Origin of the sequence: Terrirhizobium terrae (assembly GCF_030323265.1) — a bacterium.
Lineage (GTDB): Bacteria > Pseudomonadota > Alphaproteobacteria > Rhizobiales > Rhizobiaceae > Neorhizobium.
This window is the reverse complement of record NZ_CP104992.1, coordinates 3,537,681-3,563,122: the sequence shown is the minus strand read 5'-3', so window position 1 is coordinate 3,563,122 and position 25,442 is coordinate 3,537,681. Positions and strand designations below refer to the sequence as shown.

Genomic DNA, 25,442 nt, shown 5'->3' with positions numbered 1-25,442 from the left:
GCCCGCGGCACGTTGATAGGCAGGGAGGAAGCCATGTCGACTACCGTAAGAATGATGCTGGAAGCGAAGGGCCGCGACGTGGTGACCGTCGAGCCCGAAATCACGCTGCTCGAAGTTGCAGGCATCCTCAATGACAGGAAGATCGGCGCAGTCGTGGTCGCCGGCATGGAAGGCCGCATTGCCGGCATTTTCACCGAGCGCGATCTGGTCCGCAGCATCGCCACCAACGGCGTCGGCGTACTCGATCAGCCGGTCCAAGCCATGATGACGACCAATGTCCAGCGCTGTCGCGAGGAGCAGACGGTCGACGAGGTGATGGGCATGATGACGTCAGGCCGCTTCCGTCACGTGCCGGTTGAAGCGCAGAGCCGGCTTGCCGGCATCATCTCGATCGGTGACGTGGTGAAGGCGCGCATGCGCGAGGTCGAGATCGAGGCCGAACAGATGAAGGCCTATATCGCCGGCTGACGGGCGGCAGTTTTCAAAAAGGAAAAGGTGGCGCCCGCAAGAATCAGCGGGCGAACACTTCCTGCATGCGCTTCAGCGCCGAGATCTGCGCCATGGTTTCCTCATAGCCGCGCTCGATCGCTTCGCCGGCGCGGTGGAATTCGGACAGGCCGATATCGCTGAGGCGCGGATGCAGCGCCAGATCCGGCGGATCGCCGGCAAGCCGTGCGCGCGAGATGCGTTCCTGGATTATGTTGAAGGCCTGGACCATGGTTCCGGTGACGCTGACCCGCACTTCATCCGACTTTTCGCGCAATACCTCGTCAGGCGTCTGGAATGTGGCATTGTGCTTGATGACGGCCGACCTGCCGAAGACGTCGTAGTTGAGGTTGACGGCAACGACGAGGGGCTGCTCGTATGCGCGGCAGACGGAAGTCGGCACCGGATTGACCAGCGCACCGTCCATCAGCGTGCGATTGTTGCATTTCACCGGCTCGAATATGCCGGGCAGGGCGTAGGATGCCCTCAAGCCCGTGATCAGCGAGCCGCTGGAGATCCAGACCTCGTGGCCGGTCAAAAGTTCGGTCGCAACCGCAACGAAGGGACGGTCAAGATCCTCGATCGACAGGCCTTCCAGATGTTCCTGCATACGCTTGGTCAGCCGCATGCCGCCGAGCAGTCCACCGCCACCGATCGTGAGATCCAGCAGGGCCGCGATGCGACGCATGGTGAGCGAGCGGGCGAAGCCTTCCAGCTCGTCCAGCTTGCCGGCCAGATAACAGCCGCCAACGAGCGCGCCGATCGAAGTGCCGGCAATCATGCCGACTTCTATACCGGCCTCATCCAGCGCGCGCAGCACGCCGATATGGGCCCAGCCGCGGGCAGCGCCGCCACCGAGAGCGAGGGAAAGTTTTGCCTTGCGGGGAGCGATCGCGACCGTCGGGACTGGCGGTTCGGACCGCGCGAGGTCGACATCCTGCGAAGCAGCCTGTCGCGCCTGACGGTTCCAGTTCCAGTTCAGCATCGCTCCATCACCTCCATGGCCAGTTAAACGGCTTGACGACCCGCGATCCGTCATTAACGCACCGCATGGTTGCGAAATCGTTTACTCAGGCTGGGAGTGGATCAGAACGAGACTTAAGCCTGGTTCATGTCCTTGCTGGAATAGACGGCTTCAGGATCAAAATTACGCTGATCATCCTCGATTTCAAGGACGATCCCACCGTCAACTTTTCTTACCGAGCGATAAAAACAGGAGCGGCGTCCGGTATGGCAGGCAGCGTCATGGCCGGCCATGGATATCTTCAGCCAGACGACGTCCTGATCACAATCAGTACGGATTTCGTGAACCGTCTGGAGGTTGCCGGAGGTCTCGCCCTTCTTCCAGAGCGACTGGCGGGAGCGGCTGTAATAATGGGCGATGCCGGTCTCGACTGTGAGGCGCAGCGCCTCGGCATTCATGTGGGCGACCATCAGCAGCTCGCCGTCGCGAATATCGGTCACGACGGCGGTCACGAGACCGGCCGAGATCGAAACGGGGCGTGAAATCGCCGGCGCCCTCGAGCTCGGCCTTGTCGGCCGAAGGCGCCGGAAAGTGATTGTCGCACATGCCTGGTTTTACCGGTTGCGGGCGAGGGTGAAGAAACGCGCCTGCTCGGCGGCATTCGTCTTGAACTCACCGGTGAAGGTGGTGGTCAGCGTATGCGAACCCTGCTTTTCGACGCCGCGCATTTCCATGCACATATGTTCGGCCTCGATCAGCACGGCAACGCCGCGCGGCTTCAAGGTTTCCTCGATCGCCTTGGCAATCTGCGCCGTCAGGTTTTCCTGGGTCTGCAGACGGCGGCCGAAGATCTCGACAACGCGGGCGATCTTCGACAGGCCAAGGACGCGGCCGCTCGGCAGATAGGCGACGGTCGCTTTGCCGATGATCGGCAGCATGTGATGCTCACAGTGGGAGAAGAACGGGATGTCCCGGACGAGAACCATGTCGTCATAGCCGGAGACTTCCTCGAAGGTGCGGCCAAGCACTTCCTCGGGCGACTGGTCATAGCCGCCGAAAAGCTCCTTATAGGCCTTGGCGACGCGCTTCGGGGTATCGAGCAGACCTTCACGGGCCGGATCATCGCCCGCCCAGCGCAGGAGAACGCGTACTGCTTCCTCGGCTTCCTGCTGGGTCGGCTTGGCCGACGTCTGGCTCGAAGCCGGGAAATTCTTCACAATTGCATCCATTTATTGTCTCCCGATGCGGTTCAAGGCCGCATCCGACGCACACCCGACCGTCACATGAGCGTGAAACAGGCCGGACAAATTTATCTTCGTGGGCGTTATCTGATCTCTGAGAGGCCTTTTGACAAGGCATTCCCTTCTTAACAACGATCGAATTTAGCAAAAACTCGAGTTCTTGATCGCCAACTCACGCCATCACATATAAAAGCGACGAAACCCCGTCGATAGATCTTGTTACGATACGATCCGTTCACCGGATCACGATGTCGGATAGATAATCGCGGGGAATGTGACTTCAGCGGGCGACATGCAATGGACGATATCTACAACACGAAGATCCTCGAATTCGCCGGCAACATCACCCATGCGGGCGCGCTTGCCGATGCCGATGCCATATCGGAAAAGCATTCGAAACTCTGCGGATCGAAGGTGAAGGTCTATCTCAAGATGGACGGAGACCGCGTTTCCCAGTTCTCCCATGAAGTGCGCGCCTGCGCGCTGGGCCAGGCCTCGTCCTCGATCATGGCCCGCCATGTGATCGGCGCGACGGCGGACGAAGTGCGCCAGGCCCGGCTCGACATGCTCGCCATGCTGAAGGAAGGCGGGGAGGGGCCGGTCGGCCGTTTCGAGGACATGCGCTATCTCAAGCCGGTCAAGGACTACAAGGCCCGCCATCCCTCCACCATGCTGACCTTCGACGCCGTGGTCGACGCCATCGACCAGATCGAGGCGGGAGCGACGGCCAGGGCCGCCAACGGCTGAACCATGTGCGGCTCCCCGGACTGTAAGCATGAAGCTGGAAAGAGTGGCCGAAACCGTTCCCGGAACTGGCAGGGGCATTTTGCCAAGACGCCCGGGCGCCTGCTCGGCATGGGCTTCATTCGCTTCTACCAGCTCACGCTTTCCGGCTTTATCGGCAATTCCTGCCGCCATATCCCGACCTGTTCCGAATACGGCTACGAGGCGATCGCCCGCCACGGTTTCTGGCCGGGCGGATGGATGACGCTGTTTCGCGTCGCCCGCTGCGGCCCGGGCGGCACCGGCGGGCTCGATCCGGTGCCTGATGCGCTTGCCGCAAGACAACACTGGTGGACGCCCTGGCGCTATTGGAAACGGCATTGAACGGCGCTATCACGGGCGGCATGTTTCGTTGATTGCCGAATCCTCCCGGAATGCACCGCCCACCATGGACACCACCATCTATCACAACCCGCAATGCGGCACGTCGCGCAATACGCTCGCGATGATCCGCAACGTGGGCATAGAGCCTAATGTCATCGAATATCTGAAGACGCCGCCGAGCCGCGAGCAACTGGTGAGGATGATCGCGGATGCGAGCCTGACGGTGCGGCAGGCGATCCGCGAGAAGGGCACGCCCTATGCGGAACTCGGCCTCGACAATCCGGCTCTTTCCGACGACGAATTGCTCGACGCGATGCTGGCGCATCCTATCCTGATCAACCGTCCCTTCGTTGTGACGTCGCTCGGGACGCGGCTGGCGCGTCCGTCGGAACTTGTGCTCGATATCCTGCCGGACACCCACAAGGGCGCATTCGCCAAGGAAGACGGCGAAGAGGTTCTCGATGCCGAGGGCAAGCGGATTGTCTGACCGATTGCCGATCGCCCCCATCGTGGCGCTCGGCGTCACCCAGATCATCGGCTACGGCACGCTCTATTACAGTTTCAGCATCCTCGCAGCCGATGTGGCGGCGCATTTCTCGTGGCCGGTCGAATGGATTTTCGGCGCCCTTTCGGCCGCACTGCTGATCGGCGGGCTGACGGCGCCATGGCTCGGAGTGATGTTCGACCAGATCGGGGCAGGGCCGGTGATGACGATGGGCTCGGCGATCGCGGCCGCAGCGCTTACCGCCTGCGCGCTTTCGCCGAATGCCATCGTCTATACGGTCTCGCTGACGGTGCTGCAGATCGCCGCCAACCTCGTGCAATACGGCGCGGCCTTCGCGCTGCTCGTCCAATTGAAGCCGCAAGTCGCGGCCCGCAGCATCACCTATCTGACACTGATCGCCGGTTTCGCCTCAACCATATTCTGGCCGATCACCGCATGGCTGCATGCCCATCTGTCATGGCAGAGCATCTATCTCGTCTTCGCCGCCATGAACCTGATCATCTGCCTGCCGTTGCATGCGTGGCTGGCGCAGGGCGCCCGCAAGGGCGTGTCGCCAACCATGCCGCAACGCCCGACGTCGATCCATCCCTGCCGGAAGGAAGCCGCCGTCTCGGGTTCATGCTCATGGTCGCCGGGTTCTCGCTCATCGCCGTCAGCTGCTCGGCGGTGCTGGTCCATATGGTGCCGCTGCTGACCGGCCTCGGGCTTGGAAGCTCGGCGGCACTTGTCGGCGCGCTGTTCGGCCCGGCGCAGGTAGCGAGCCGGGTGATCAACATGGTTGCGGGCCGAAACTTTCCGGCACTCGGGCTTGCCATGCTGTCCGCGCTCCTGATCGCCAGCGGCATTCTCGTGCTGCCGGTCACCGCACCATCAGCCATCGGCGCCATGGCCTTCGCCATCCTGTTCGGCATGGGCAACGGCCTGCTCAGCATCGTCACCGGCAGCCTGCCGCTGCAGCTTTTCGGCAGCCGCGGCTATGGCAAGCTGCAGGGCAAGACGATGTCGGCACGGCTGGTCCTCTCGGCCGTAGCACCCTTCGTCTTCGCCGTCTCGATGACCGGGATCGGCGTCGCGCCGTCCCTCGTCGTGATCGCCGTTCTCGGCGCCATTGCAGCGGCGAGCTTCCTCGTCATCGGACGGCTTGCCGCCAACCCGAAATAGCGCCCTCCAGCTTTACTAACCTCAAGAAACCCAGTATCACGCGGCCGTTCGTTGCCGGCCATTCGACACGCTTTGGCCGGCCCTATTTGACCACCCGCATTCGTTGGCGGGACTGGACAGGAGATAAGACATGTCCCAGGCTGTTTCCCTTACATTTCCCGATGGCTCCGTCCGCGCGTTCGACGCCGGCACGACGGGTCTTGCCGTCGCCGAATCCATTTCCAAGTCGTTGGCCAAGAAGGCCGTCGCAATCGCACTCGACGGCGAGCTGCGCGATCTCTCCGATCCCGTCGTCGACGGTCGGATCGAGATCGTCACCCGCACGGATCCGCGCGCGCTCGAACTGATCCGCCACGATGCCGCCCATGTCATGGCCGAGGCCGTGCAGGACCTGTGGCCCGGCACGCAGGTGACGATCGGCCCGGTCATCGAAAACGGATTCTATTACGACTTCAAGCGCGTCCATCCGGATAGCAGAGAAGACTGGCCCTTCACGCCCGAAGATCTGCCGAAGATCGAAAAGAAGATGAAGGAGATCATCCAGAAGAACGCCGCCTTCACCAAGGAGATCTGGAGCAGAGAAAAGGCCAAGGACGTGTTTGCCGACAAGGGCGAGGCCTACAAGGTCGAGCTGGTCGACATGATCCCGGAAGGCCAGGAGCTGAAGATCTACAACCAGGGCGGCTGGTTCGATCTCTGCCGCGGTCCGCATATGGCGTCCACGGGCCAGATCGGCACCGCCTTCAAGCTGATGAAGGTTGCCGGCGCCTATTGGCGTGGCGATTCGACGAAGCCGATGCTGACGCGCATCTACGGCACGGCCTGGGCGACCCAGGAAGAGCTGGACCAGTATCTGCACGTTCTCGCCGAAGCCGAAAAGCGTGACCACCGCAAACTCGGCCGCGAGATGGATCTCTTCCATTTCCAGGAAGAAGGTCCGGGCGTGGTGTTCTGGCACGGCAAGGGCTGGCGCATGTTCCAGACCCTGACGGCCTATATGCGCCGTCGTCTGGCCGGCACCTATGAGGAAGTCAACGCACCGCAGGTGCTCGACGCCTCGCTGTGGGAAACGTCCGGTCACTGGGGCTGGTACCAGGAAAACATGTTCGCGGTGAAATCCGCCTACGCCTTCACCCACCCGAAGGACGAGGAAGCGGATAACCGCGTCTTCGCTCTGAAGCCGATGAACTGCCCGGGTCACGTGCAGATCTTCAAGCATGGTCTGAAGTCCTACCGCGAACTGCCGATCCGCCTTGCGGAATTCGGTCTCGTGCATCGCTACGAGGCTTCCGGCGCGCTGCATGGCCTGATGCGCGTGCGCGGCTTCACGCAGGACGACGCCCATGTGTTCTGCACCGACGAGCAGCTGGCGATGGAATGCCTGCGCATCAACGAGCTGATCCTCTCCGTCTATGAGGATTTCGGCTTCCAGGAAGTCGTCGTCAAACTGTCCACGCGTCCTGAAAAGCGCGTCGGTACCGACGATCTCTGGGATCGCGCCGAAAACGTGATGATGGAAGTGCTGAAGACGATCGAGGAACAGTCGGGCGGCCGCATCAAGACCGGAATCCTGCCGGGTGAGGGTGCATTCTACGGTCCGAAGTTCGAATATACGCTAAAGGACGCAATCGGCCGCGAATGGCAGTGCGGCACGACGCAGGTCGACTTCAACCTGCCGGAACGCTTCGGTGCCTTCTACATCGACCAGAACTCGGAAAAGACGCAGCCGGTGATGATCCATCGCGCAATCTGCGGCTCGATGGAGCGTTTTCTCGGCATCCTGATCGAGAACTTCGCCGGCCACATGCCGCTGTGGTTCGCGCCGACGCAGGTCGTCGTGGCGACGATCACCTCGGATGCGGACGATTACGGCCGCGAGGTCGCCGAGCAGCTGCGCGAGGCAGGCCTGCAGGTCGAGACCGACTTCCGCAACGAGAAGATCAACTACAAGGTCCGCGAGCATTCGGTTGCCAAGGTGCCGGTGATCATCGTCTGCGGTCGCCAGGAAGCCGAGCAGCGTTCGGTCAACATCCGTCGCCTCGGCTCCCAGGCCCAGACGGCGATGTCGCTCGACGAGGCGATCGCTTCGCTGGTCGACGAGGCAACGCCGCCGGACGTCAAGCGTCGCAAGGCGGCCCGCATCGCGGTGGCCTGAGGTTAAAAGATCGACAGCGCCCGTCATGCACGGGCGCTGTCAGAATTCTGTCACCGATCCGAAATATTCTATCCCCTCATCAATGGCGGATATTCCGCGGAGACTGATTTGCGCTTCAAGGAACTTTCCTACGCCAACGAGCGGGATCCCAAGCTGAAACGCTGGTTCATCCGTTCGATCGAAGGCCTCTCCGGCCGCGACCGCTACGCCCGCCTCTACGACATCTGGCGCACCGACATCGTCGGCAAGACCGACCGCGTGTTCGGCAAGATGCTCGATCTGATCGATGTCGAGCTCGACGTGCAGGGCTCCTGGCTTCCGCCGGTGGAAGAGGGGCGGCCGCTCGTCATCGTTGCCAACCATCCCTTCGGCATCGGTGACGGCATTGCAGTGCTCGCCATGGCCGAACAACTCGGCCGGCCGTTCCGCGTCCTCATCAACGACGAATTGCTGAAAGTGCCGGAAATGGCGCCTTATTCGCTGCCCGTCTCCTTCGAGGAAACGAAGGAAGCGCTGGCGATCAACATGAAGACCCGCCACGAGGCGCTGCGCCTTCTGCAGGAAGGCGTGACGATCATCATCTTCCCGGCCGGCGGCGTCGCCACGGCCAAGAAGGGTTTTGGCGCCGCGCAGGACCTGCCTTGGAAGATCTTTCCGGCCAAGCTCGTGCAATCGGCCAAGGCCGATGTCGTGCCGGTCTATTTCGAGGGCCAGAACGGGCCGCTCTTCCATATCGCCAGCCGGCTTTCGCTGACGCTTCGCCTGTCGCTCCTTATTCGCGAGTTCAAGCGGCTGTCGGGCTCGACCATCCGTGCACGCGCCGGCGCGATGATGCGCTGGGAAGAACTGTCGGCCATCAAGGACCGCAAGGACCTGCTGACCGTGCTGCATGAGGCCGTCTTCTCGATGCGTCCGGTCAAGCGTTCGAAGCTGGCCGAGTTTCAGGAACGGCGGTTGGCTGCGAAAGAGGCGCTCCGCAGAGAGGCGGCCTGATCCTTTAGTCCAGATCCGTCTGTATCCAGCGCGTCGAGTGATGGATATCGATCGTCTGCAGCCGTCCGGGACCGAGATTCTCGAACCGATGCGGCACGCCGGCGGGCCCGAGCACCGCTTCTCCCACGCCCGCCTCGATCACATCGTCACCGACGAAAAACCGCGCCCGGCCTTCGATAACGACGAAGGTCTCGTCATAGGGATGGACATGCAGTTTCGGTCCCTGTCCAGGCGTGTCGTTGCCATAGGCGAGAACGGTGACCGGACCGCCGATAACCTCGCCGAAGAGCGAGCCCCGCCAGGCGCCTTCCTTCTGGGGATCGAAGACCTTGCCCTTCGCCGGAGGCCGTCCATCGGGCGTCACAGTTTCGGGGTCGAAGTCTCTCCGGGTCATCACGTCCCTCCCTAAGGTATGTGCCATCTCAATGCCCGCATGGGGTTGGACAACTTAGCGTCAAAAAGACCAGCGCACGTCAGTAGAAATAAACCCTATCAAGATCGACGTCGTATGGATCCGTAATGATCGGGCTCCCGTCTTCCTTGTATATCTCAAGTTCGGAAATCCTGCCGTTCGTCACATGCAAAGCCAGCCGAACCAGTCTCGCGACGCTTAGTGGACGGCCGTGATCAGCAGCATCATCATAAAAGCCTTCGACGGGTATAAAATCGTTATCACGCGAGGATGGAGCATCATTGTCCATCACATCTGCCAACGGTCCGTCAGTCCGGAACCTTAGGCTCCCTTCCGATGTGAGGCGTACCACCTCTGCAGAGGTCATTTGCTGGAGGATTTCCGCTTTCCCTTGGAATTCCCTCGCAGCAAATGCATCAACAGAGCGCGTTCTCTCGAGGTGATCGGCCTCCAGTTCTGCAATTCATCGGCCATGCTCCTACCTCCGATGTATCAAACTCGGTTGCTTGAATGTGGTGAGAAATCTGAGCGCGACCTTGCGGACGCAAATGATCTTCGATGGCATAAAATCGTCGGAGAGTGCGACCGGTTTGCCGCTTGCTCTCCGTCATCCTCGGGCTCGTCCCGAGGATCTAACCACCGAGCATAGAACCGAAACGTTGGCAGATGCTCGGGACAAGCCCGAGCATGACGACTGGGAAGGCCAAGCCGACCTTTAGCTAATCAATCCTGCGGCGCGACCGCGGCCGTCTCGCCGGAATTGCGCGGGTTGCGCATCAGCACCTCAACGTCGGAATTGCGGCCGGCCTTCACGGTGAATTCGCGCTGGTAGATCTTGTCCTTGTTGCGGGCAACCGCGAGGTAATTGCCTTCCGACAGGACCATGGTGGAGAAGGCGCTGACGCTTTCGTTGACCACGTCGCCCGCTTCGGTCAGCACCGACCAGGCGGTATCTGCGATCGCCTCGCCGCCCGGCTGCGAGACGAGCTTTAGGGTGATCTGGGCAGCCTTGTGCTGCAGCACCGCCTGGGTGAGCTTGCCGGCCTCGACCTGGATGTCGGCGCGCACCACGGCGTTGATGTCACCATATTCGGAGACGACGTGATAGGTGCCGGCATTGAGGCGGACGATCGTGTTCGGCTTCACATCGGCCATGACGAGCGCACGGTCGCCATTGTCGCGCACTTCGGAGGAATAGATCGAGAAGCTTAGCTGGCTCGTCGGAATGCGCTGGTCGGTGCCGGCGACAGCATTGAGCAGGAAGCCGCCTGCATCGAGAACCAGCGTCTGTTCCTTGACGTCGCCATCCTCGGGCACGGTCACCTTCTTGGTGATACCGGCGCGGCCGAAGGCGACATTCACGAAATAGTCGCCCGGCGCCAGCTGGAAATCAGCTGAACCGCCATCGGAGCTTGCCACGAGCGGCAGCTTGCCGTCCTCGCCCGCGATCGGGCTGAACACGCGCCAGGCAAGTCCGTCCTGCATCGGCTCGCCGTCATTGGTCAGCTTGGCGGCAAAGCGGACATCCTTTGCCACGGCCGCCTTGGGCAGGATAGCCGTCGCGGAGAAGGCATTGAGCTTCGGCATCTTCGTGGTGCTGTCGAGCTGTCGGAAACTCTTGAACGCGTCGCCATCCTGCGCGTATCCGGCGGTGACCAGAAGAAGCAGGATTGCCTTTGCGGAAAGCATGCGGCGGGCGATAGAGATGCCTGACATTCGAAGAACCGGTTGACTCTTGTTTTCTGACTGGCCACTTGAAACGCATGGCAAAGGCAATTTCAAGGCCTCATTCTACCACACCCCACCGAATGAAAGCTTCCGACATGAATAAAGACGTAAAGCTGATCGATTACCTGCGCGAACGCCACTCTACACCCGTCGCACAGATCAAGGGTCCTGGTCCGGAAGAGGCGGAACTCGAAGAGATTCTCACATCAGCCGTGCGCGTGCCTGACCATGGCAAGATCGCACCCTGGCGCCTGGTCGTCTATCGCGGCGACGTCTGCAAAACCCTGGGTGAAAAGTTTTGGAGCTGGCACTCGAGCAGAACCCCGACATGACGGATGCAGCAAAGGAGGCGGAACTCGTCCGCTTCACCCGCGCGCCTATTGTCGTCGGCGTGATCAGCACGGCCGCGCCGCATGCAAAGATCCCGGAATGGGAACAGGTTCTCTCGGCCGGCGCTGTCTGCCTCAACATGCTGATGGCCTGCGAAGCGCGCGGCTATGTCGCCAACTGGCGCACGGAATGGGTATCCTATGACGCCAAGGCACTGGCGATCCTCGGCGTGAAGGAGGGCGAGAAGGTCGCCGGCTTCATCCATATCGGCTCCAGCGACTTCCCGACGCCGGATCGGCCGCGTCCGCAGCTTTCCGACATCCTCACCTACGCGTAAGGGCAGACCCGCATGTTCTACCGGACGGACAAGAATGATCACGGCATGGCGCACGATCCCTTCAAGGCGATCGTGGCGCCGCGTCCGATCGGCTGGATCGGCACGAAGGGCAGGGATGGCTCACTCAACCTGTCGCCCTATTCCTTCTTCAACATCGTGTCGGACAAGCCGAAGCTCGTGATGTTCTCGTCCTCCGGCCGCAAGCACAGCCTGAAAAATGCGGAGGAGACCGGTGTCTTCACCGCAAGCCTCGCCAGCCGGCATCTCGCCGACCGGATGAACGCCTCCTCGGCACCGGTCGACTACGGCGTCAACGAGTTCGATCTCGCCGAACTGACGGCGAAGATGGGCGAGGTTGTGGATGCTCCCTATGTGGCGGAAGCCTATACCGCGCTGGAATGCCGGCTGACCGAGGTCATCCAGCCGAAGGGCCTCGATGGCGAGGGCGCGGAATCATACATGGTCTTTGGCCAGGTGGTCGGCATCCATATCAGCGAGGAGATCATCCGCGACGGGCGAATCGCCATGGAACTTGCTCGCCCGATGGGAAGAATGGGCTACCGTGACTATACCGATGGTGGTGCAAGCGTCTTCGAACTGGACCGGCCCGGTGCCAAACGGCAGTAAAACGAGCCGAAACACAAGGTTAAAGAACATGGTGAACCAATTTTAACCTTTCCTGCCTAATGTTCCTTTCAACCGGTCGAGATTAGGCCGGCCAAGGGTTCAGAGGCGCATTGTGATCGTACAGGCATTTCTACGTTGGGCAGAGACGGCGCGAGCCGGTGACCGTTCGCGGGCCGCTGGTGCGCTGGTGCGCGCCTACCTCCAGTCCGACATGGGTTCGGAGGAACATCGCGCCGCCGGCATGGCGATGACCTATCTGCTCGACGATCCGTCGCCCAAGGTCAGGCTGGCACTGGCCGAGGCGCTTGCGCTGTCTTCCGAAGCGCCGCGGGCCATCGTGCTCGCGCTCGCCGAAGACCAGCCGGAAATCGCCTGCACCGTGATTGCCATGTCGCCGGTTCTGCGCGATGCGGATCTTGTCGATCTCGCCGGGCGCGGCCATGGTTTCACCCGCGCGCTGATCGCTGCCCGTCCCGGCCTCGGCCGCAGTGCTGCCGCCGCCATCGCCGAGATCGGCGAGGAATCGGAAGTCGCGCTGCTTCTCGAAAATGAAACGGCCTCGATCAGCCGCCTGTCGCTTCGTCGCATTGCGGAACGGTTCGGCCATGAGGCTGGCATCCGTCATCTTCTGCTGGGGAAAGAATCATTGCCCGGCGATGCCCGACATCTGCTCGTCGCCCATATCAGCACTGCACTCGCCGGCTCGGGCCTTGTTCAGGCGACGATCAGCCGGAGCCGCATCGAAGTTCTGACCCGGGAAGCCGGCGATGAGGCGGCCGTTGCCATTGCCGGCTCCGTATCCCATGACGAGATCGAGCCGCTGGTGGAGCATCTGCGCGCCAGCAATCGCCTGACGCCGGCGCTTCTCATCCATGCACTGTGCGGCGGCAAGGTGGATTTCTTCGCCTGCGCCATCGTCTCGCTCGTCAATCTCGACGAACGCCGCGTGCGTGCGATCCTTGCGACCGGCAGGACGCATGCGGTCAGGGCACTGTTCGAGGCGGCCGGCATCGGCAGGGATATCGTCGCGGTGTTTGTCGAGGCGGTCTTCCAGTGGCGCCGGATGGCTGCCCATGGTGGGCCGGAAACCTGCTATCTGGCACTGATCGAAACCTTCGGCGACGAAGAGAGCGGCACGCCGGTCGGCGAATTGATCGAAATGATCGAGCACCTGCATCGCGGCGAACTGCGCCGCCATGCCCGCTCCTATGCCGGTGATATTTCGCTGGTCGCCTGATCTTCTAGAGCCGTTCCGCTTTTCCTCGAATCGCGAAACCGCTCTGATATTCTGATTTTGCGCAGTTCCGGACGCAAAACCGCTACGCACTTTTGCTGGAACCGCTCTATCGATCGAACCGCCGCGCGACCCAGGAATAACCGTCCTCGACGAGGCGCACCGGCTTTACCATCAGAGTTTTCACGCCCTCCGTCGTCGGCAGAACATTGCGGACGCGCTGGATGGCGCGCCCGGCCAGCGTCTCGGCTTCTTCGGGGCTCACCTCTTCGGTGACGAACGGGGCCGGGGCTGCCTGTTCCGTGCCGGCCGATTCCGCCACGGTTTCAGGCGGACGGCTTTCGGGCACGGCCGCTGCCGCAGCGTTCGCCTCGGCAACGCCTGCCGCCTGCGGGTTTTGGCAGACGGAAATCAGCACGGGGTAGGGCTGGTTGGCGTATCTGGGCAGATGATCTTCCGACACCGCGTCGCACATGGCGACCGTTGGCCAGCGCTCGCTTGCGGTCGCGATATAGTGGCAATCGGTGCCGCTGTCGTTGCAGCCGAGTATGGTCATGACGATGAGGGCGGCGTTCATCAGGCTCTCCGTTCGGTTCAGACGACCCTATAGCAAGGATCGTGGCCCGATGAAGGCCGACGACCTATCAGGTCGCCGGGTCCCAGATCAGGGTGCGGATACCTTGCGGGAGGCGGGCAGGTCGTCCTGCAGCTCGCTGGAGCCCGGCAGGATCAGGTGCTCGGACGTGCCTTCCGCCTGCTCGGAAACCTTGGCCTCCCGAACCCATTCGCGCCAGATGGACACAAGCAGCGCCATCAGAACCGGACCGATGAACAGGCCGAGGAAGCCCATCGTCTTCACGCCGCCGACGAGGCCGAAGAAGGTGGGAAGGAAGGGCAGCTTGATCGGCCCTCCGACGAGACGCGGACGCAGGGTCTTGTCGACGATGAAGAGTTCCACCGTACCCCAGACGAACAGGCCGATGCCTTCGACATAGGCGCCATTGGCGACGAGGTAGACCGATACCAGCGTGAAGGACAGCGGGGCGCCGCCCGGGATCAGCGCCATCACACCGGTGATGACACCGAGCGTGACCGGCGAGGGGACGCCGGCGATCCAGTAGGCAACGCCGAGCACGATGCCTTCGCCGATCGCAATCAGGGTCATGCCCGTGACGGTGGAGCTGATCGTTGCCGGAACGACGCGGGAAATGCGTTCCCAGCGGCCCGGCAGGATGCGCTCGCCGAGCGAATCGATCTGTTTGCTGAAGGATGCGCCATCGCGATAGACGAAGAACAGCGCGATCAGCATGAAGAGCAGGGTGAGGAACAGATGGAACGCGCCGTTGCCGGCAGCGACCACGGCCCGATAAATGTTGCCGATATTGGCACCGCTGACGAGCTGGATCAGTTCGCCGATCGCACCCGGTGATCCGACATGCGTCGTCCATTGGTTGCCGAGCCAGGCGCCCGCCCAAGGCAGGCCGACGATCCATGCGGGCGGCGGGGCACCGGACTTGTTCACCTCCGCGGCCCAACCGATCCATTGCTGGACTTCGTGCGCCGTGTAACTGATGGCGATGCCGATCGGGACGATGAGGAATGTCAGGATGAAGATGATCGCGAGCGTCGCGCCTATCGTGGTGTTGCCGCCGATACGGCGCAGGAGTTCACGATAAAGCGGCCAACTGGCAAAACCGATCACCAGCGCGGCGAGTACCGGGACGAGGAATCCGTGAAAGAAATAGATGCCTGCGGCAACGACCAGAACGAGCAGCCAGCGTGCGGCCGAAATCGGCGGCACAAGCGCTATACGGCTTGGGCTCAAGGGTCCGAGCCAGCGCGGCTCGGTGCTATTACGGTTGCTGCTACGGCTCACTTGATGTCCCTGTCACAAAACCAAGACGTTATATGGCCTTCCAAAGGCTCGGAAGCAAGCGCCGCGTCGACTCGTTGCGCGCGGCTTACTTGCTTGCGGTAGCCGCTAGATGCGATAGAAATATGAAATTGCCAATTGGCAGGGCCGCTCCATTTATCGACGGCAGAATTTAAACTTTCCGTTGCTGTTATTTGGCGAGCGGGAAACGGGAGGGTCCACGTCCGCGTTGGCGGGGATCATCAAGGACAGATTGATGCCCCACACAACAGCGGTCGACCTTACCAATTGTGACCGCGAACCCATCCATATCCCCGGCTCTATCCAACCCCACGGCTGCCTCCTGGTCTGCGATGGCACCGGCTCGATCATCCTGCAACGCACGGAAAATCTCTCCGATATACTCGGCGTCGAAGATGATGTTCTCGGCAAGCGGCTGGAAGAAGTGCTGGGTGGACAGATCGCCCACTCGCTCAGGAACGCACTTGCCACGTCAGACGATCCGGCCCGCCCGGCTTTGCGCCATGGACTGAAGCTCGCCTCGGGCCGGGCCGTCGATGTCGCCCTGCATCGGTTCGGCTCCAAGGTCATCCTGGAATTCGAGCCGGCATCAGTCGATAACGACCAGCCGCTCGAAGTGGCCCGCATGCTGGTCAGCCGCATCCGCAACGTCACCAGCCTCGACCGCCTTGTCGAGAGCGCCACGCGGCTGATGTATGCGATGCTCGGTTATGATCGCGTCATGGTCTACCGTTTCGAGCAGGACGGCTCCGGCAAGGTCATCAGCGAATACAAGCGGCGCGATCTTGAAAGCTTCCGCGGCCAGTATTTTCCGGCAGGCGACATCCCGAAACAGGCCCGTGCGCTCTATATCAAGAACACGATCCGGGTCATCTGCGACGTCGACTACCAGGGCGTTCCCGTGGTTCCCGAATTGGACGAGGACGAGCAGCCGCTCGACCTTTCCTTCGCGCATCTGCGCAGCGTCTCGCCGATCCATTGCGAATATCTGCGCAACATGGGCGTCGGCGCCTCGATGTCGATCTCGATCGTGCTCGACGGCGAACTCTGGGGCCTGATCGCCTGCCACCACTATTCGCCTAAGGTTCTCACAATGCCGCAGCGCGTGGCGGCGGAAACCTTCGGGGAATTCTTCTCGCTGCATCTCTCGGCTCTCAGGCAGAAGGAATTGCATGAGACTGCACGGCAGGCGCGGCGCTCACTCGACCGCTTCCTGCAGGAGGCCTCGCATCACCGGGACATCAGCGCATTGCTGCGCAGTTCTCTGCATGACTTCGCGGCGATGATGCCTTGCGATGGTGTCGGTCTCTGGCTCGACGGAGTGTGGACGGGTGAGGGAACGACGCCTCCGGCGAATATGATTGCAGAACTGTCGGAGGCCGTCGGACAGGTCTATGGCGGACGCGTGTGGTCGACCTTCCAGCTATCGCAATCCCTGCCGCAATCGACCATTTCGCCCGACGACGCGTGTGGCCTGCTTGCGATACCCCTGTCGCAACGCCCGCGGGACTATCTGTTCTTCTTCCGCAAGGAAGTGGTGCAGACGCTGGACTGGGCCGGCAATCCCGACAAGTCCTATTCCACCGGGCCGATGGGCGACCGGCTGACACCGCGCAAGAGTTTTGCGATCTGGAAGGAAACCGTCAGGCTGCAGGCTCAACCCTGGACCGATGGCGACCGCGAGACCGCGGAGGCGATCCGCGCCGTGCTGGTGGAAATCGTGCTGCATCACAATGAACTGCTCGCCGACGAGCGCGGCAAGGCGGATGTGCGCCAGCGGATGCTGAACGAGGAATTGAACCACCGGGTCAAGAACATCCTCTCGATCATCAAGGCACTGGTCGGCCATCCGGTCGAGAGTGGCCGCAGCATCACGGACTATGTCGGCTCTCTCAAGGGCCGCATCCAGGCGCTGGCCTTTGCCCATGACCAGGTGGTGCGCGGCGGCGATGGCGGCTTCCTGCTCGAGCTTCTGGAAGCCGAACTGCGCCCCTATATGGAGGGGACGCGGTCGGTGAGCCTGGACGGACCGCGGGTCTGGCTGGACAGCCGCGCCTTCTCCGTCATGGCGCTGGTTCTGCATGAAATGTCGACCAATGCCGCGAAATACGGCTCGCTCTCGGTCGCCGACGGCAGGCTCGACGTCCGCTGGATACGCTCCGCCGATGGCGGCTGCGAGCTTTCCTGGATCGAAACGAACGGCCCACCGGCAAAGGCGCCGAGCCGGACAGGATTCGGCAGCGTGCTGATCGGCAGAAGCATCCCTTACGAACTGGAAGGTGAGGCAAGCGTCGACTATCCGACCGAGGAGTGCGGGCCCGTTTCGTCGTACCCGCCAAGCATCTCCATACCGAGGAAGAGACGCAGACGCTGCAGAACTCCGACGTGGAGGTCGCCGACGAGCAGGCCAGCGGCCTGCCGCCGCTTACCGAGCTGGAAATACTTCTGGTGGAAGACCAGATGCTGATCGCGGCCGATGTCGAGGCGATGCTTGCCGATCACGGCATTACGAAAGTGACGACCGCGCCTTCGGTGGCGGAGGCGATGCGGCGGCTGAAGACGTTCACTCCGAACGCCGCCATTCTCGACGTCAATCTCGGGGCAGGAACATCGCTGCCGATCGCCGAGGAACTGGCAAACCGAGGCGTCCCCTTTGTCTTCGCCACCGGCTACAGCGACCGCTCGATCATCCCGCCGCATCTTGCAGCCCCGATCGTGCGCAAGCCCTACGAGGCTGCGACCCTGGTCACGGCACTGACGAAGCTTTTCGAGACCCGCTAGGCTCTAGACAGAAACGACTTCAAGCGGCGCCGGGTTCACGAAATCGTCCTGCGCGGCGATCATGTTGAGTTCGCGCCGGCCGGCGGCCAATGTCTTCTCGAACAGGGCAAAGACGCTTGATGCGGTCTTCGACAGCGCCTGGCCCAGCGGCGCGCCGGACACGATGTGGCCGAGGAAGAGCGCCGAGGTGCAGTCGCCTGCACCGTTCGGAGCCGGGTCCATCATCAGCCGCGGGGTCGTGACCAGGAACTGCTCGCCGGATTTCGCCGATGCCAGCATCTGGATCTCGTCATCGCGGGTCGCATCGTGGATCAGCGAGGTTAGGAGCACGATTTCCGGCCCCATCTCGTGGGCCATCCGACAGGCCGCCTTTGCATCATCGAGCGTCAGGATCTGGCGGCCGGCGAGATATTCCAGTTCGAACTGGTTGGGCGTGATGATGGAGGCGCGGGCCAGCGCCTTCTGCCGGAAATAGTCAGGAATGCCGGGCCGGACGAAGAAGCCTCTGCCGACATCGCCCATGACGGGATCGCAGAGCCAGCGGACACCTTTCGGCAGCCGGTCCAGAACCGAGAGAATGATGTCACCGATCGCCGGGTCGCCGAGATAGCCGGTCAGAAGCGCATCCATCTTTTCCAGCGCGCCGAGGCTTTCGAGGCCGTCCAGCACGTTTTCGATATGCGCTGCGGTGAAAACCTCGCCGGTCCATTTCTGGTAGCCGGTATGGTTGGAAAACTGCACCGTGTTGATGACGGAGACTTCATGGCCGAGGCGCTGCAAGGGCAGGGTGGCGGCGCGGTTGCCGACATAGCCGTAGGCGACATGGGACTGGATGGAGAGGATCTGCTTCATGGCCGTGACATGCTTTTCTGGCGGGAAATCACTTCCAGCGGTGAAGCACGCCACGCAGGGCCTTGCAATCCTCTCTTTGGATTAAATGTCCAGATTGTCGGCGAAGGCCGCGCGATCCTGAATGAAACGGAAACGCGCATCCGCCTTCGTGCCCATCAGGTTGTCGACGGCCTCGCGGGTGCCCTCGAAATCCACCTCGTCGATCTCGACGCGCAGCAGCGTGCGCTTTTCGGGATCCATGGTGGTTTCCTTGAGCTGCGACGCCATCATCTCGCCAAGGCCTTTAAAGCGGCCGATCTCGACCTTCTTGCCCTTGAATGTGGTCTCCATCAGCTCGGCGCGGTGGGCGTCATCGCGGGCATAGACCGTCTTGCCACCCTGGCGGATGACATAGAGCGGCGGCACGGCGAGATAGAGATGGTTGCCGCGGATCAGCTCCGGCATTTCCTGATAGAAGAAGGTGATCAGCAGCGAGGCGATATGCGCGCCGTCGACGTCGGCATCGGTCATGATGATGACGCGCTCGTAGCGCAGGTCTTCCTCGCGGTACTTCGTCCGCGTGCCGCAGCCGAGCGCCTGGACCAGATCGGCGATCTGCTGGTTGGCGGAAAGCTTTTCGCGGCTTGCAGAACCGACGTTCAGGATCTTGCCGCGCAGGGGCAGGATCGCCTGGTTGGTACGGTTGCGACCCTGCTTGGCCGAGCCACCTGCCGAGTCACCCTCGACGATGAAGAGTTCGGCGCCTTCCGCGGTGTTCTGCGAGCAATCGGCGAGCTTGCCGGGCAGGCGCAGCTTGCGCACGGCCGTCTTGCGGTTGACTTCCTTTTCCTTGCGGCGGCGAAGGCGCTCTTCGGCGCGCTCGATCACCCAGTCGAGAAGTTTCGCCGCTTCGTGCGGGTTGCCGGCGAGATAGTGGTCGAACGGATCGCGCAGCGCGTTTTCGACGAGGCGCTGGGCCTCGACGGTGGCGAGCTTATCCTTGGTCTGGCCGACGAATTCCGGTTCTCGGATGAAGACGGACAGCATGCCGACAGCCGAGATCATCACGTCGTCGGTGGTGATTTCCTTGGCGCGCTTGTTCTGCGTCAGCTCGGCGTAGTTCTTCAGGCCCTTGGTGAGCGCTATGCGCAGACCCGCCTCGTGCGTACCGCCTTCAGGCGTCGGGATGGTGTTACAATAGGAGTGGACCTGCGGATCACCGCCATACCAGGTGATCGCCCATTCCATCGCGCCGTGGCCGCCGGTCTTATCGGTGCGGCCGGCGAAGATTTCGCGGGTGACGGTGAAGTCCTTGCCGAGCGTAGCCGACAGATAGTCCTTCAGGCCACCAGGGAAGTGGAAGACGGCCTTGTCCGGGATCTCGCCACCTTCGGCAACGACGCCCGGATCGCAGCTCCAGCGGATTTCGACGCCGCCGAAGAGATAAGCCTTGGAGCGGGCCATGCGGAAGATGCGGCCGGCATCGAATCTCGCGTGCTCGCCGAAGATCTGCGGATCGGGATGGAAGCGGACGCGCGTGCCGCGACGGTTATGAACGTCGCCCAGTTCCTGCAGACCGCCCTGCGGAACGCCGCGGGAGAAGGTCTGCCGGTAGAGCTTGCGATTGCGGGCAACCTCGACTTCCAGAATATCCGAGAGCGCATTGACGACGGAAACGCCGACGCCGTGCAGACCGCCGGAGGTCTCGTAGGCCTTGCCGTCGAACTTACCGCCGGCATGGAGCTTGGTCATGATGACTTCGAGCGTCGACTTGCCGGGCACTTGCGGATGGTTTTCGACCGGGATACCGCGGCCGTTGTCGCTGACCGTCAGGCAACCTTCGAGATCGAGATGAACCTCGATGAAATTGGCGTGTCCGGCAACCGCTTCGTCCATCGAGTTATCGATGACTTCGGCGAAGAGGTGGTGCAGCGCCTTTTCGTCGGTACCGCCGATATACATGCCGGGACGCATGCGCACCGGCTCGAGGCCTTCGAGAACGCGGATCGAGGAAGCGCCGTAGTCGTCACCGCCGGCCTGCGAGGGAGCAGCGGGGGCAGGGCGGGGCGTGGACGGTTCAGCCGCGATCGCCGGCGCAGGCTGCTGCGCAACCGGCTTTGCAGGTGCGGGCTCGGAATTGGCCGGTGCCGCGCCGAAAAGATCGTTATTGTCGTCCATCTGGTCTTTCACTGCTGCCTGTCGAGGCGCCGAGGAGGAAGCCATGCCCGTCTCATATTGTTTCGAATCACTTGCGATTCTGCCAAAAACCGGCTTTTTCGCGATGCCGTATAACAGACGGCTTTGCTTGCCAGCAATGCTTGGCAGGTCCTGCGATGGCAAGCTTTCTACAGCGAAGGATCCGAATGAAACCCCGCATGTCCACAGTTCATTTCATTTTCGGCACGTTTCTTGCCATTTCCATGTCATTCATCGGTGACGTCGCTTTTGCCCAGCAAGGGCCCATCAAGCCGTTCAAGGATGAGCTGTTTTCGCGCTTCAAGGTGCTGGAGAGCGCCGATGGCGGCGCTTACGAAGTGATCGACTACCAGGAGATGCGCGATATCAACGGGCGCGACAGCGAGCCGGAGCGGCGGGTCAAAAGCGCCTATGTGTCACTCGGTGTGCGCCGCGCGCAGGAGAACGAGACGCTCTCGCTCTCCGGGCGGAAACTTGACGTGACGCGGGTAGGGGAGGCGCAGGGCGCGGCCTTTACCGTGATCTTCATCCACGGACGCGGCGGCGACCGGCGCCTCGGCGTTAACGACTATACGTTCGGCGGCAATTTCAACCGGCTGAAGAACCTCGTGACGGCCGGTGGCGGCACCTATTATTCGCCGAGTGTGAAGTCCTTCGACGGCAATGGCGCGGCGGATATCGGTGCGCTGATCCGCTACGCTTCGGAGCAATCCGGTGGCAAGCCGGTCTTTCTCGCCTGCGCCTCCATGGGCGGCATCATCTGCCAGAACGTGGCGCGCGATGCCCAGGCGGTGCGCGCGCTCGGCGGCATGATCCTGCTCGGCGGACCGCCGGATGCGGGACTTTCCGGCACGCCACTCGCCAAGGCAAAGCTGCCGATCTACTTTGCCCATGGCAGCGCCGACAGCGTCTACAAGGCCGAGGACCAGATCGGAATCTACCGCGGATTGTACAAGAGTGGATATCCCACCCGCTTCACCCTGTTCAACACGGGCGGCCACGGAACCCCGATACGAATGGTGGATTGGCGCGAAGTGCTCAATTTCGTGCTAATTTCCCACAGATAAGGGAGATAATGGCAAACCCGGCTTCTGCGGCACCTCAAAACGATTGAATCATCGGCTGGCATCTCGATGCCTCGATTTTGAGAACGCTGCTGGCCGTCCATCGACCGCATAAAACAGAGCAAGCGCTTGATTTAAGTCCATTTTCAAGCGTACCAAGGACCAAGAGGGCAGTCGGGAGGCTGCCCGTTTGCACGCGGAGGCAGCGATCCTCCACCTGGATCGCAAGACGGAGAGGATGAGACTGCCGATGACCCCAGATGTTCGCCCGCTGGTCGCAGGAAACTGGAAGATGAACGGGACGCGCCAGTCCCTGGGCGAGATCAAGGCGATGGCGGAAGGGGTGCTCGGACCACTGTCGGAAAGGGTCGACACGCTGCTCTGCCCGCCGATGACGCTGCTCTATGTTGCGACAGCGCTCTGCACCGACAGCCCGCTGATGGTTGGCGCGCAGGATTGCCACCAGAAAATATCAGGTGCCCATACCGGCGACATTTCGGCGGAGATGATCGCCGATTGCTTCGGTACCCATGTGATCCTCGGCCATTCCGAGCGCCGCGCCGATCATGGCGAGACCGACCATATCGTTCGCGACAAGGCGAAAGCCGCGTATGAGGCAGAACTCACCGCCATCATCTGCATCGGCGAGACGGAGCATCAGCGCGACGCCTACGAGACGCTCGATGTGTTGCGCCGTCAGTTGCTCGGATCCGTGCCGGAGGGGGCAACGGCTGAAAACACCGTGATCGCCTATGAGCCGATCTGGGCGATCGGATCCGGTGTGACGCCGACCGCGGAAGACATCGCCGTGGCCCACGCCTTCATGCGCTCGGAACTGACCCGCCGCTTCGGCGAGGAGGAAAGATGATGCGGCTTCTCTATGGCGGATCGGTCAAGCCGGACAATGCGGCCAAGCTGATGAGCATCGACAATGTCGACGGTGCACTGATCGGCGGAGCGAGCTTGAAAGCGGCAGACTTCCTCGCCATCTACGGCGTCTATGAGGGTCTGATTGCCGAAACCTTGTAATCAAGGCTTGGAAAGCGCGAAGGCCTCATGTAAAGACCCGCCAAACTCTTGATTGTTGCCCCGCGCGGGGCAGGGACCCGATACATGCAGACCGTACTGATCGTCATTCATCTCATGATCGTGCTCGCCCTTGTCGGCGTTGTGCTTATCCAGCGTTCCGAAGGCGGTGGCCTCGGTATCGGCGGCGGATCCGGCTTCATGTCGGCCCGCGGCACGGCCAATGCGCTGACCCGCACGACCGCGATTCTGGCGACACTGTTCTTCATCACGTCGCTCGCACTCGGCATCATGGCCCGCTACGGCTCGCAGCCGACGGACATTCTGAACCGCATTCCGCAGAGCCAGCAGGGCCAGGGCAACGGCATTCTCGACCAGCTCGGCCCGGCACCGGCAACGCCGCCGGCTCCGGCACAGCCGCAGTCCAGCAACGGCGTTCCGTCCGACTCTGGCGCCAGCGCTCCGGCGCAGGCTCCGGCCGCAGCACCTGCTCCGGCGACAGGCGAGACGCCTGCGGCACCGGCTGCTCCTGCCGCTCCGGCAGCGCCGTCGGACAGCGTTCCGACCGGCCAATAAGGGCCGCGTCAAGACTTCAAGCTCCGGCAGGCCAAAAGCCTGCCGGTTTTATTTTGTGAAGATTCCACAGCCGTTTTAGCGTTTGGCAAAATTAGGTCTGGCGGAATCGTGTATGAAAAGGTAACCGGTGACTCCCATGGCGCGATATGTATTCATCACAGGCGGCGTGGTTTCCTCCTCGGAAAAGGAATTGCGGCCGCGGCCCTCGGAGCTCTGCTCCAGGCGAGGGGTTACCGGGTTCGGCTGAGGAAGCTCGATCCTTATCTCAACGTTGATCCGGGCACCATGAGCCCGACCCAGCACGGCGAGGTCTTCGTGACCGACGACGGCGCTGAGACGGATCTCGATCTCGGCCACTACGAACGCTTCACCGGGCGTTCGGCGACCAAGACCGACAACATCACCACCGGCCGGATCTACAAAAACATCATCGACAAGGAACGCCGCGGCGATTATCTCGGCGCGACCGTCCAGGTCATTCCGCATGTGACGAACGAGATCAAGAATTTCGTCACCGAGGGCAATGACGATTATGACTTCGTTCTGTGCGAAGTCGGCGGCACGGTGGGCGACATCGAGGCGATGCCGTTCATGGAAGCGATCCGCCAGGTGAAGAATGACCTGCCGCGCGGAACTGCAATCTATCTGCATCTGACGCTGATGCCGTACATCGCCGCAGCGGGCGAGCTGAAGACCAAGCCGACACAGCATTCGGTCAAGGAACTGCAGGCACTCGGCATTCATCCCGACATCCTGCTCGTTCGTGCCGATCGCGAGATCCCGGAAGCCGAACGCCGCAAGCTGTCGCTGTTCTGTAACGTGCGCCCGAGCGCCGTCATCCAGGCGCTCGACGTCGCCAACATCTACGACGTGCCGATCGCCTATCACAAGGAAGGCCTCGACTCGGAAGTTCTGGCCGCCTTCGGCATCGAACCGGCGCCGAAGCCGCGCCTCGACGCCTGGGAAGACGTTGCCAACCGTATCCGCACGCCGGAAGGCGAAGTGACGATCGCGATCGTCGGCAAGTATACGGGCCTCAAGGATGCCTATAAGTCGCTGATCGAGGCGCTGCATCACGGCGGCATCGCCAACCACGTCAAGGTCAATCTCGAGTGGATCGAATCGGAAGTCTTCGAAAAGGAAGACCCGGCGCCTTACCTCGAAAAGGTCCACGGCATTCTCGTTCCCGGCGGTTTTGGCGAACGCGGCTCCGAGGGCAAGATTCTTGCCGCCCGTTTCGCCCGTGAGCGCGAGGTGCCGTATTTCGGCATCTGCTTCGGCATGCAGATGGCGGTCGTGGAAGCGGCCCGCAATCTGGCCGGCATCGAGAACGCATCCTCGACCGAGTTCGGCCCGGCCAAGGAACCGGTCGTCGGCCTGATGACCGAATGGGTCAAGGGCAATGCGCTGGAGAAGCGCGCGGCAGCCGGTGATCTCGGCGGCACGATGCGCCTCGGGGCCTATGACGCGAGCCTGAAGAAGGACACGAAGATCGCCGAGATCTACGGTTCGACCGATATCTCGGAGCGTCACCGCCACCGTTACGAAGTCAATATCGACTACAAGGACCGGCTGGAAAGCTGCGGCCTCGTATTCTCCGGCATGTCGCCGGACGGCGTGCTGCCGGAAACGATCGAATACCCGGACCACCCGTGGTTCATCGGCGTCCAGTACCACCCGGAACTTAAGAGCCGCCCGCTCGACCCGCACCCGCTCTTCGCCAGCTTCATCGAAGCGGCCCTGGAACAGAGCCGCCTTGTATAAGGCTTCCGCAGATGCAGCAGTTACAAAGAC

At 61.9% G+C, this 25,442-nt stretch carries 19 protein-coding genes and 6 pseudogenes; 15 read left to right on the top strand and 10 right to left on the bottom strand.

Annotation, left to right across the window (positions count from 1 at the left end):
- Positions 1-33: 33 nt before the first annotated feature.
- Positions 34-468 (top strand): CBS domain-containing protein, encoded by a 435-nt coding sequence (locus N7E02_RS25545; protein ID WP_286580500.1) that lies wholly within the window; start codon positions 34-36, stop codon positions 466-468.
- Positions 469-511: 43 nt separating this feature from the next.
- Here N7E02_RS25545 and N7E02_RS25540 read toward each other — a convergent pair whose 3' ends face one another.
- The 3 genes and pseudogenes from N7E02_RS25540 to folE all read right to left on the bottom strand — a co-directional run bounded on the left by N7E02_RS25540 (position 512) and on the right by folE (position 2,679).
- Positions 512-1,471, bottom strand: coding sequence for a patatin-like phospholipase family protein (locus N7E02_RS25540; RefSeq protein WP_286580498.1), 960 nt, complete (start codon positions 1,469-1,471; stop codon positions 512-514).
- A gap of 113 nt (positions 1,472-1,584) precedes the next feature.
- Positions 1,585-2,056 (bottom strand): annotated as a pseudogene (gene hisI / locus N7E02_RS25535) (phosphoribosyl-AMP cyclohydrolase).
- Between the two features lie 8 nt (positions 2,057-2,064).
- Positions 2,065-2,679 carry a GTP cyclohydrolase I FolE gene (gene folE, locus N7E02_RS25530; RefSeq protein ID WP_286580496.1) on the bottom strand — a complete coding sequence of 205 codons (615 nt, stop codon included), beginning with the start codon at positions 2,677-2,679 and terminating at the stop codon, positions 2,065-2,067.
- A gap of 309 nt (positions 2,680-2,988) precedes the next feature.
- Between folE and N7E02_RS25525 the strand changes: the two genes are divergently transcribed.
- The 6 genes and pseudogenes from N7E02_RS25525 to N7E02_RS25500 all read left to right on the top strand — a co-directional run bounded on the left by N7E02_RS25525 (position 2,989) and on the right by N7E02_RS25500 (position 8,612).
- Positions 2,989-3,438 carry an iron-sulfur cluster assembly scaffold protein gene (locus tag N7E02_RS25525; protein WP_286580494.1) on the top strand — a complete coding sequence of 150 codons (450 nt, stop codon included), beginning with the start codon at positions 2,989-2,991 and terminating at the stop codon, positions 3,436-3,438.
- Positions 3,439-3,441: 3 nt separating this feature from the next.
- A complete protein-coding gene (gene yidD, locus N7E02_RS25520; RefSeq protein ID WP_286580492.1) occupies positions 3,442-3,798 on the top strand; it encodes a membrane protein insertion efficiency factor YidD in 357 nt (118 codons plus the stop codon).
- A 64-nt stretch (positions 3,799-3,862) separates the two neighbouring features.
- Complete coding sequence (arsC, locus tag N7E02_RS25515; RefSeq protein WP_286580490.1) at positions 3,863-4,285, top strand: arsenate reductase (glutaredoxin); 423 nt, start codon at positions 3,863-3,865, stop codon at positions 4,283-4,285.
- Positions 4,260-5,464 (top strand): annotated as a pseudogene (arsK, locus tag N7E02_RS25510) (arsenite efflux MFS transporter ArsK). Before arsC ends, arsK begins: the two are co-directional and overlap by 26 nt.
- A gap of 130 nt (positions 5,465-5,594) precedes the next feature.
- Complete coding sequence (gene thrS / locus N7E02_RS25505; protein ID WP_286580488.1) at positions 5,595-7,619, top strand: threonine--tRNA ligase; 2,025 nt, start codon at positions 5,595-5,597, stop codon at positions 7,617-7,619.
- A gap of 108 nt (positions 7,620-7,727) precedes the next feature.
- Positions 7,728-8,612, top strand: a complete 885-nt coding sequence (locus N7E02_RS25500) for a lysophospholipid acyltransferase family protein (protein ID WP_286580486.1) — start codon at positions 7,728-7,730, stop codon at positions 8,610-8,612.
- Positions 8,613-8,616: 4 nt separating this feature from the next.
- On the opposite strand, the gene N7E02_RS25495 is transcribed toward N7E02_RS25500, so the two are convergent.
- The 3 genes from N7E02_RS25495 to N7E02_RS25485 all read right to left on the bottom strand — a co-directional run bounded on the left by N7E02_RS25495 (position 8,617) and on the right by N7E02_RS25485 (position 10,740).
- Complete coding sequence (locus N7E02_RS25495) at positions 8,617-9,006, bottom strand: cupin domain-containing protein (protein WP_286580483.1); 390 nt, start codon at positions 9,004-9,006, stop codon at positions 8,617-8,619.
- A 79-nt stretch (positions 9,007-9,085) separates the two neighbouring features.
- Positions 9,086-9,391, bottom strand: coding sequence for a hypothetical protein (locus N7E02_RS25490; protein ID WP_286580481.1), 306 nt, complete (start codon positions 9,389-9,391; stop codon positions 9,086-9,088).
- Between the two features lie 356 nt (positions 9,392-9,747).
- Positions 9,748-10,740, bottom strand: a complete 993-nt coding sequence (locus N7E02_RS25485; protein WP_286580477.1) for an RgsD C-terminal domain-containing protein — start codon at positions 10,738-10,740, stop codon at positions 9,748-9,750.
- Positions 10,741-10,847: 107 nt separating this feature from the next.
- Between N7E02_RS25485 and N7E02_RS25480 the strand changes: the two are divergent.
- The 3 genes and pseudogenes from N7E02_RS25480 (at position 10,848) to N7E02_RS25470 (ending at position 13,283) form a co-directional block, all read left to right on the top strand.
- Positions 10,848-11,419: pseudogene (locus tag N7E02_RS25480) on the top strand (nitroreductase family protein).
- A 12-nt stretch (positions 11,420-11,431) separates the two neighbouring features.
- Positions 11,432-12,046 carry a flavin reductase family protein gene (locus N7E02_RS25475; RefSeq protein WP_286580476.1) on the top strand — a complete coding sequence of 205 codons (615 nt, stop codon included), beginning with the start codon at positions 11,432-11,434 and terminating at the stop codon, positions 12,044-12,046.
- Between the two features lie 112 nt (positions 12,047-12,158).
- On the top strand, positions 12,159-13,283 hold the full coding sequence (locus N7E02_RS25470; RefSeq protein WP_286580474.1) for a DUF2336 domain-containing protein: 1,125 nt from the start codon (positions 12,159-12,161) through the stop codon (positions 13,281-13,283).
- A gap of 106 nt (positions 13,284-13,389) precedes the next feature.
- Here N7E02_RS25470 and N7E02_RS25465 read toward each other — a convergent pair whose 3' ends face one another.
- Entirely contained in the window at positions 13,390-13,857 is a 468-nt protein-coding gene (locus tag N7E02_RS25465; RefSeq protein WP_286580473.1) for a hypothetical protein, read from the bottom strand.
- Between the two features lie 87 nt (positions 13,858-13,944).
- Positions 13,945-15,156 (bottom strand): AI-2E family transporter, encoded by a 1,212-nt coding sequence (locus N7E02_RS25460; RefSeq protein WP_286580471.1) that lies wholly within the window; start codon positions 15,154-15,156, stop codon positions 13,945-13,947.
- A 253-nt stretch (positions 15,157-15,409) separates the two neighbouring features.
- Between N7E02_RS25460 and N7E02_RS25455 the strand changes: the two are divergent.
- Positions 15,410-17,955 (top strand): annotated as a pseudogene (locus N7E02_RS25455) (HWE histidine kinase domain-containing protein).
- Positions 17,956-17,958: 3 nt separating this feature from the next.
- Here N7E02_RS25455 and pdxY read toward each other — a convergent pair.
- Together pdxY and parE are read right to left on the bottom strand one after the other, a co-directional pair.
- Positions 17,959-18,807, bottom strand: coding sequence for a pyridoxal kinase PdxY (gene pdxY, locus N7E02_RS25450; RefSeq protein WP_286580469.1), 849 nt, complete (start codon positions 18,805-18,807; stop codon positions 17,959-17,961).
- 81 nt (positions 18,808-18,888) lie between these two features.
- Positions 18,889-20,964 (bottom strand): DNA topoisomerase IV subunit B, encoded by a 2,076-nt coding sequence (gene parE / locus N7E02_RS25445; RefSeq protein WP_286584031.1) that lies wholly within the window; start codon positions 20,962-20,964, stop codon positions 18,889-18,891.
- A gap of 197 nt (positions 20,965-21,161) precedes the next feature.
- Between parE and N7E02_RS25440 the strand changes: the two genes are divergently transcribed.
- From N7E02_RS25440 to pyrG, 4 genes and pseudogenes are all read left to right on the top strand, one after another.
- On the top strand, positions 21,162-22,049 hold the full coding sequence (locus tag N7E02_RS25440; protein WP_286580467.1) for an alpha/beta hydrolase: 888 nt from the start codon (positions 21,162-21,164) through the stop codon (positions 22,047-22,049).
- Between the two features lie 247 nt (positions 22,050-22,296).
- Positions 22,297-23,075: pseudogene (tpiA, locus tag N7E02_RS25435) on the top strand (triose-phosphate isomerase).
- Positions 23,076-23,159: 84 nt separating this feature from the next.
- The gene (gene secG, locus N7E02_RS25430; protein ID WP_286580464.1) at positions 23,160-23,648 is read left to right on the top strand and encodes a preprotein translocase subunit SecG; all 489 of its coding nucleotides are present in this window, start codon (positions 23,160-23,162) and stop codon (positions 23,646-23,648) included.
- A gap of 136 nt (positions 23,649-23,784) precedes the next feature.
- A pseudogene (pyrG, locus tag N7E02_RS25425) lies at positions 23,785-25,412 on the top strand (CTP synthase).
- Positions 25,413-25,442: the final 30 nt, after the last annotated feature.

Excerpts from the sequence above, each read along its gene's own strand:
- N7E02_RS25545 (WP_286580500.1), top strand. The coding sequence starts at position 34 with ATGTCGACTACCGTAAGAATGATGCTGGAAGCGAAGGGCCGCGACGTG.
- N7E02_RS25540 (WP_286580498.1), bottom strand. The coding sequence starts at position 1,471 with ATGCTGAACTGGAACTGGAACCGTCAGGCGCGACAGGCTGCTTCGCAG.
- folE (WP_286580496.1), bottom strand. The coding sequence starts at position 2,679 with ATGGATGCAATTGTGAAGAATTTCCCGGCTTCGAGCCAGACGTCGGCC.
- N7E02_RS25525 (WP_286580494.1), top strand. The coding sequence starts at position 2,989 with ATGGACGATATCTACAACACGAAGATCCTCGAATTCGCCGGCAACATC.
- yidD (WP_286580492.1), top strand. The coding sequence starts at position 3,442 with ATGTGCGGCTCCCCGGACTGTAAGCATGAAGCTGGAAAGAGTGGCCGA.
- arsC (WP_286580490.1), top strand. The coding sequence starts at position 3,863 with ATGGACACCACCATCTATCACAACCCGCAATGCGGCACGTCGCGCAAT.
- thrS (WP_286580488.1), top strand. The coding sequence starts at position 5,595 with ATGTCCCAGGCTGTTTCCCTTACATTTCCCGATGGCTCCGTCCGCGCG.
- N7E02_RS25495 (WP_286580483.1), bottom strand. The coding sequence starts at position 9,006 with ATGACCCGGAGAGACTTCGACCCCGAAACTGTGACGCCCGATGGACGG.
- N7E02_RS25490 (WP_286580481.1), bottom strand. The coding sequence starts at position 9,391 with ATGACCTCTGCAGAGGTGGTACGCCTCACATCGGAAGGGAGCCTAAGG.
- N7E02_RS25485 (WP_286580477.1), bottom strand. The coding sequence starts at position 10,740 with ATGTCAGGCATCTCTATCGCCCGCCGCATGCTTTCCGCAAAGGCAATC.
- N7E02_RS25475 (WP_286580476.1), top strand. The coding sequence starts at position 11,432 with ATGTTCTACCGGACGGACAAGAATGATCACGGCATGGCGCACGATCCC.
- N7E02_RS25465 (WP_286580473.1), bottom strand. The coding sequence starts at position 13,857 with ATGAACGCCGCCCTCATCGTCATGACCATACTCGGCTGCAACGACAGC.
- pdxY (WP_286580469.1), bottom strand. The coding sequence starts at position 18,807 with ATGAAGCAGATCCTCTCCATCCAGTCCCATGTCGCCTACGGCTATGTC.
- parE (WP_286584031.1), bottom strand. The coding sequence starts at position 20,964 with ATGGACGACAATAACGATCTTTTCGGCGCGGCACCGGCCAATTCCGAG.
- N7E02_RS25440 (WP_286580467.1), top strand. The coding sequence starts at position 21,162 with ATGTCCACAGTTCATTTCATTTTCGGCACGTTTCTTGCCATTTCCATG.
- secG (WP_286580464.1), top strand. The coding sequence starts at position 23,160 with ATGCAGACCGTACTGATCGTCATTCATCTCATGATCGTGCTCGCCCTT.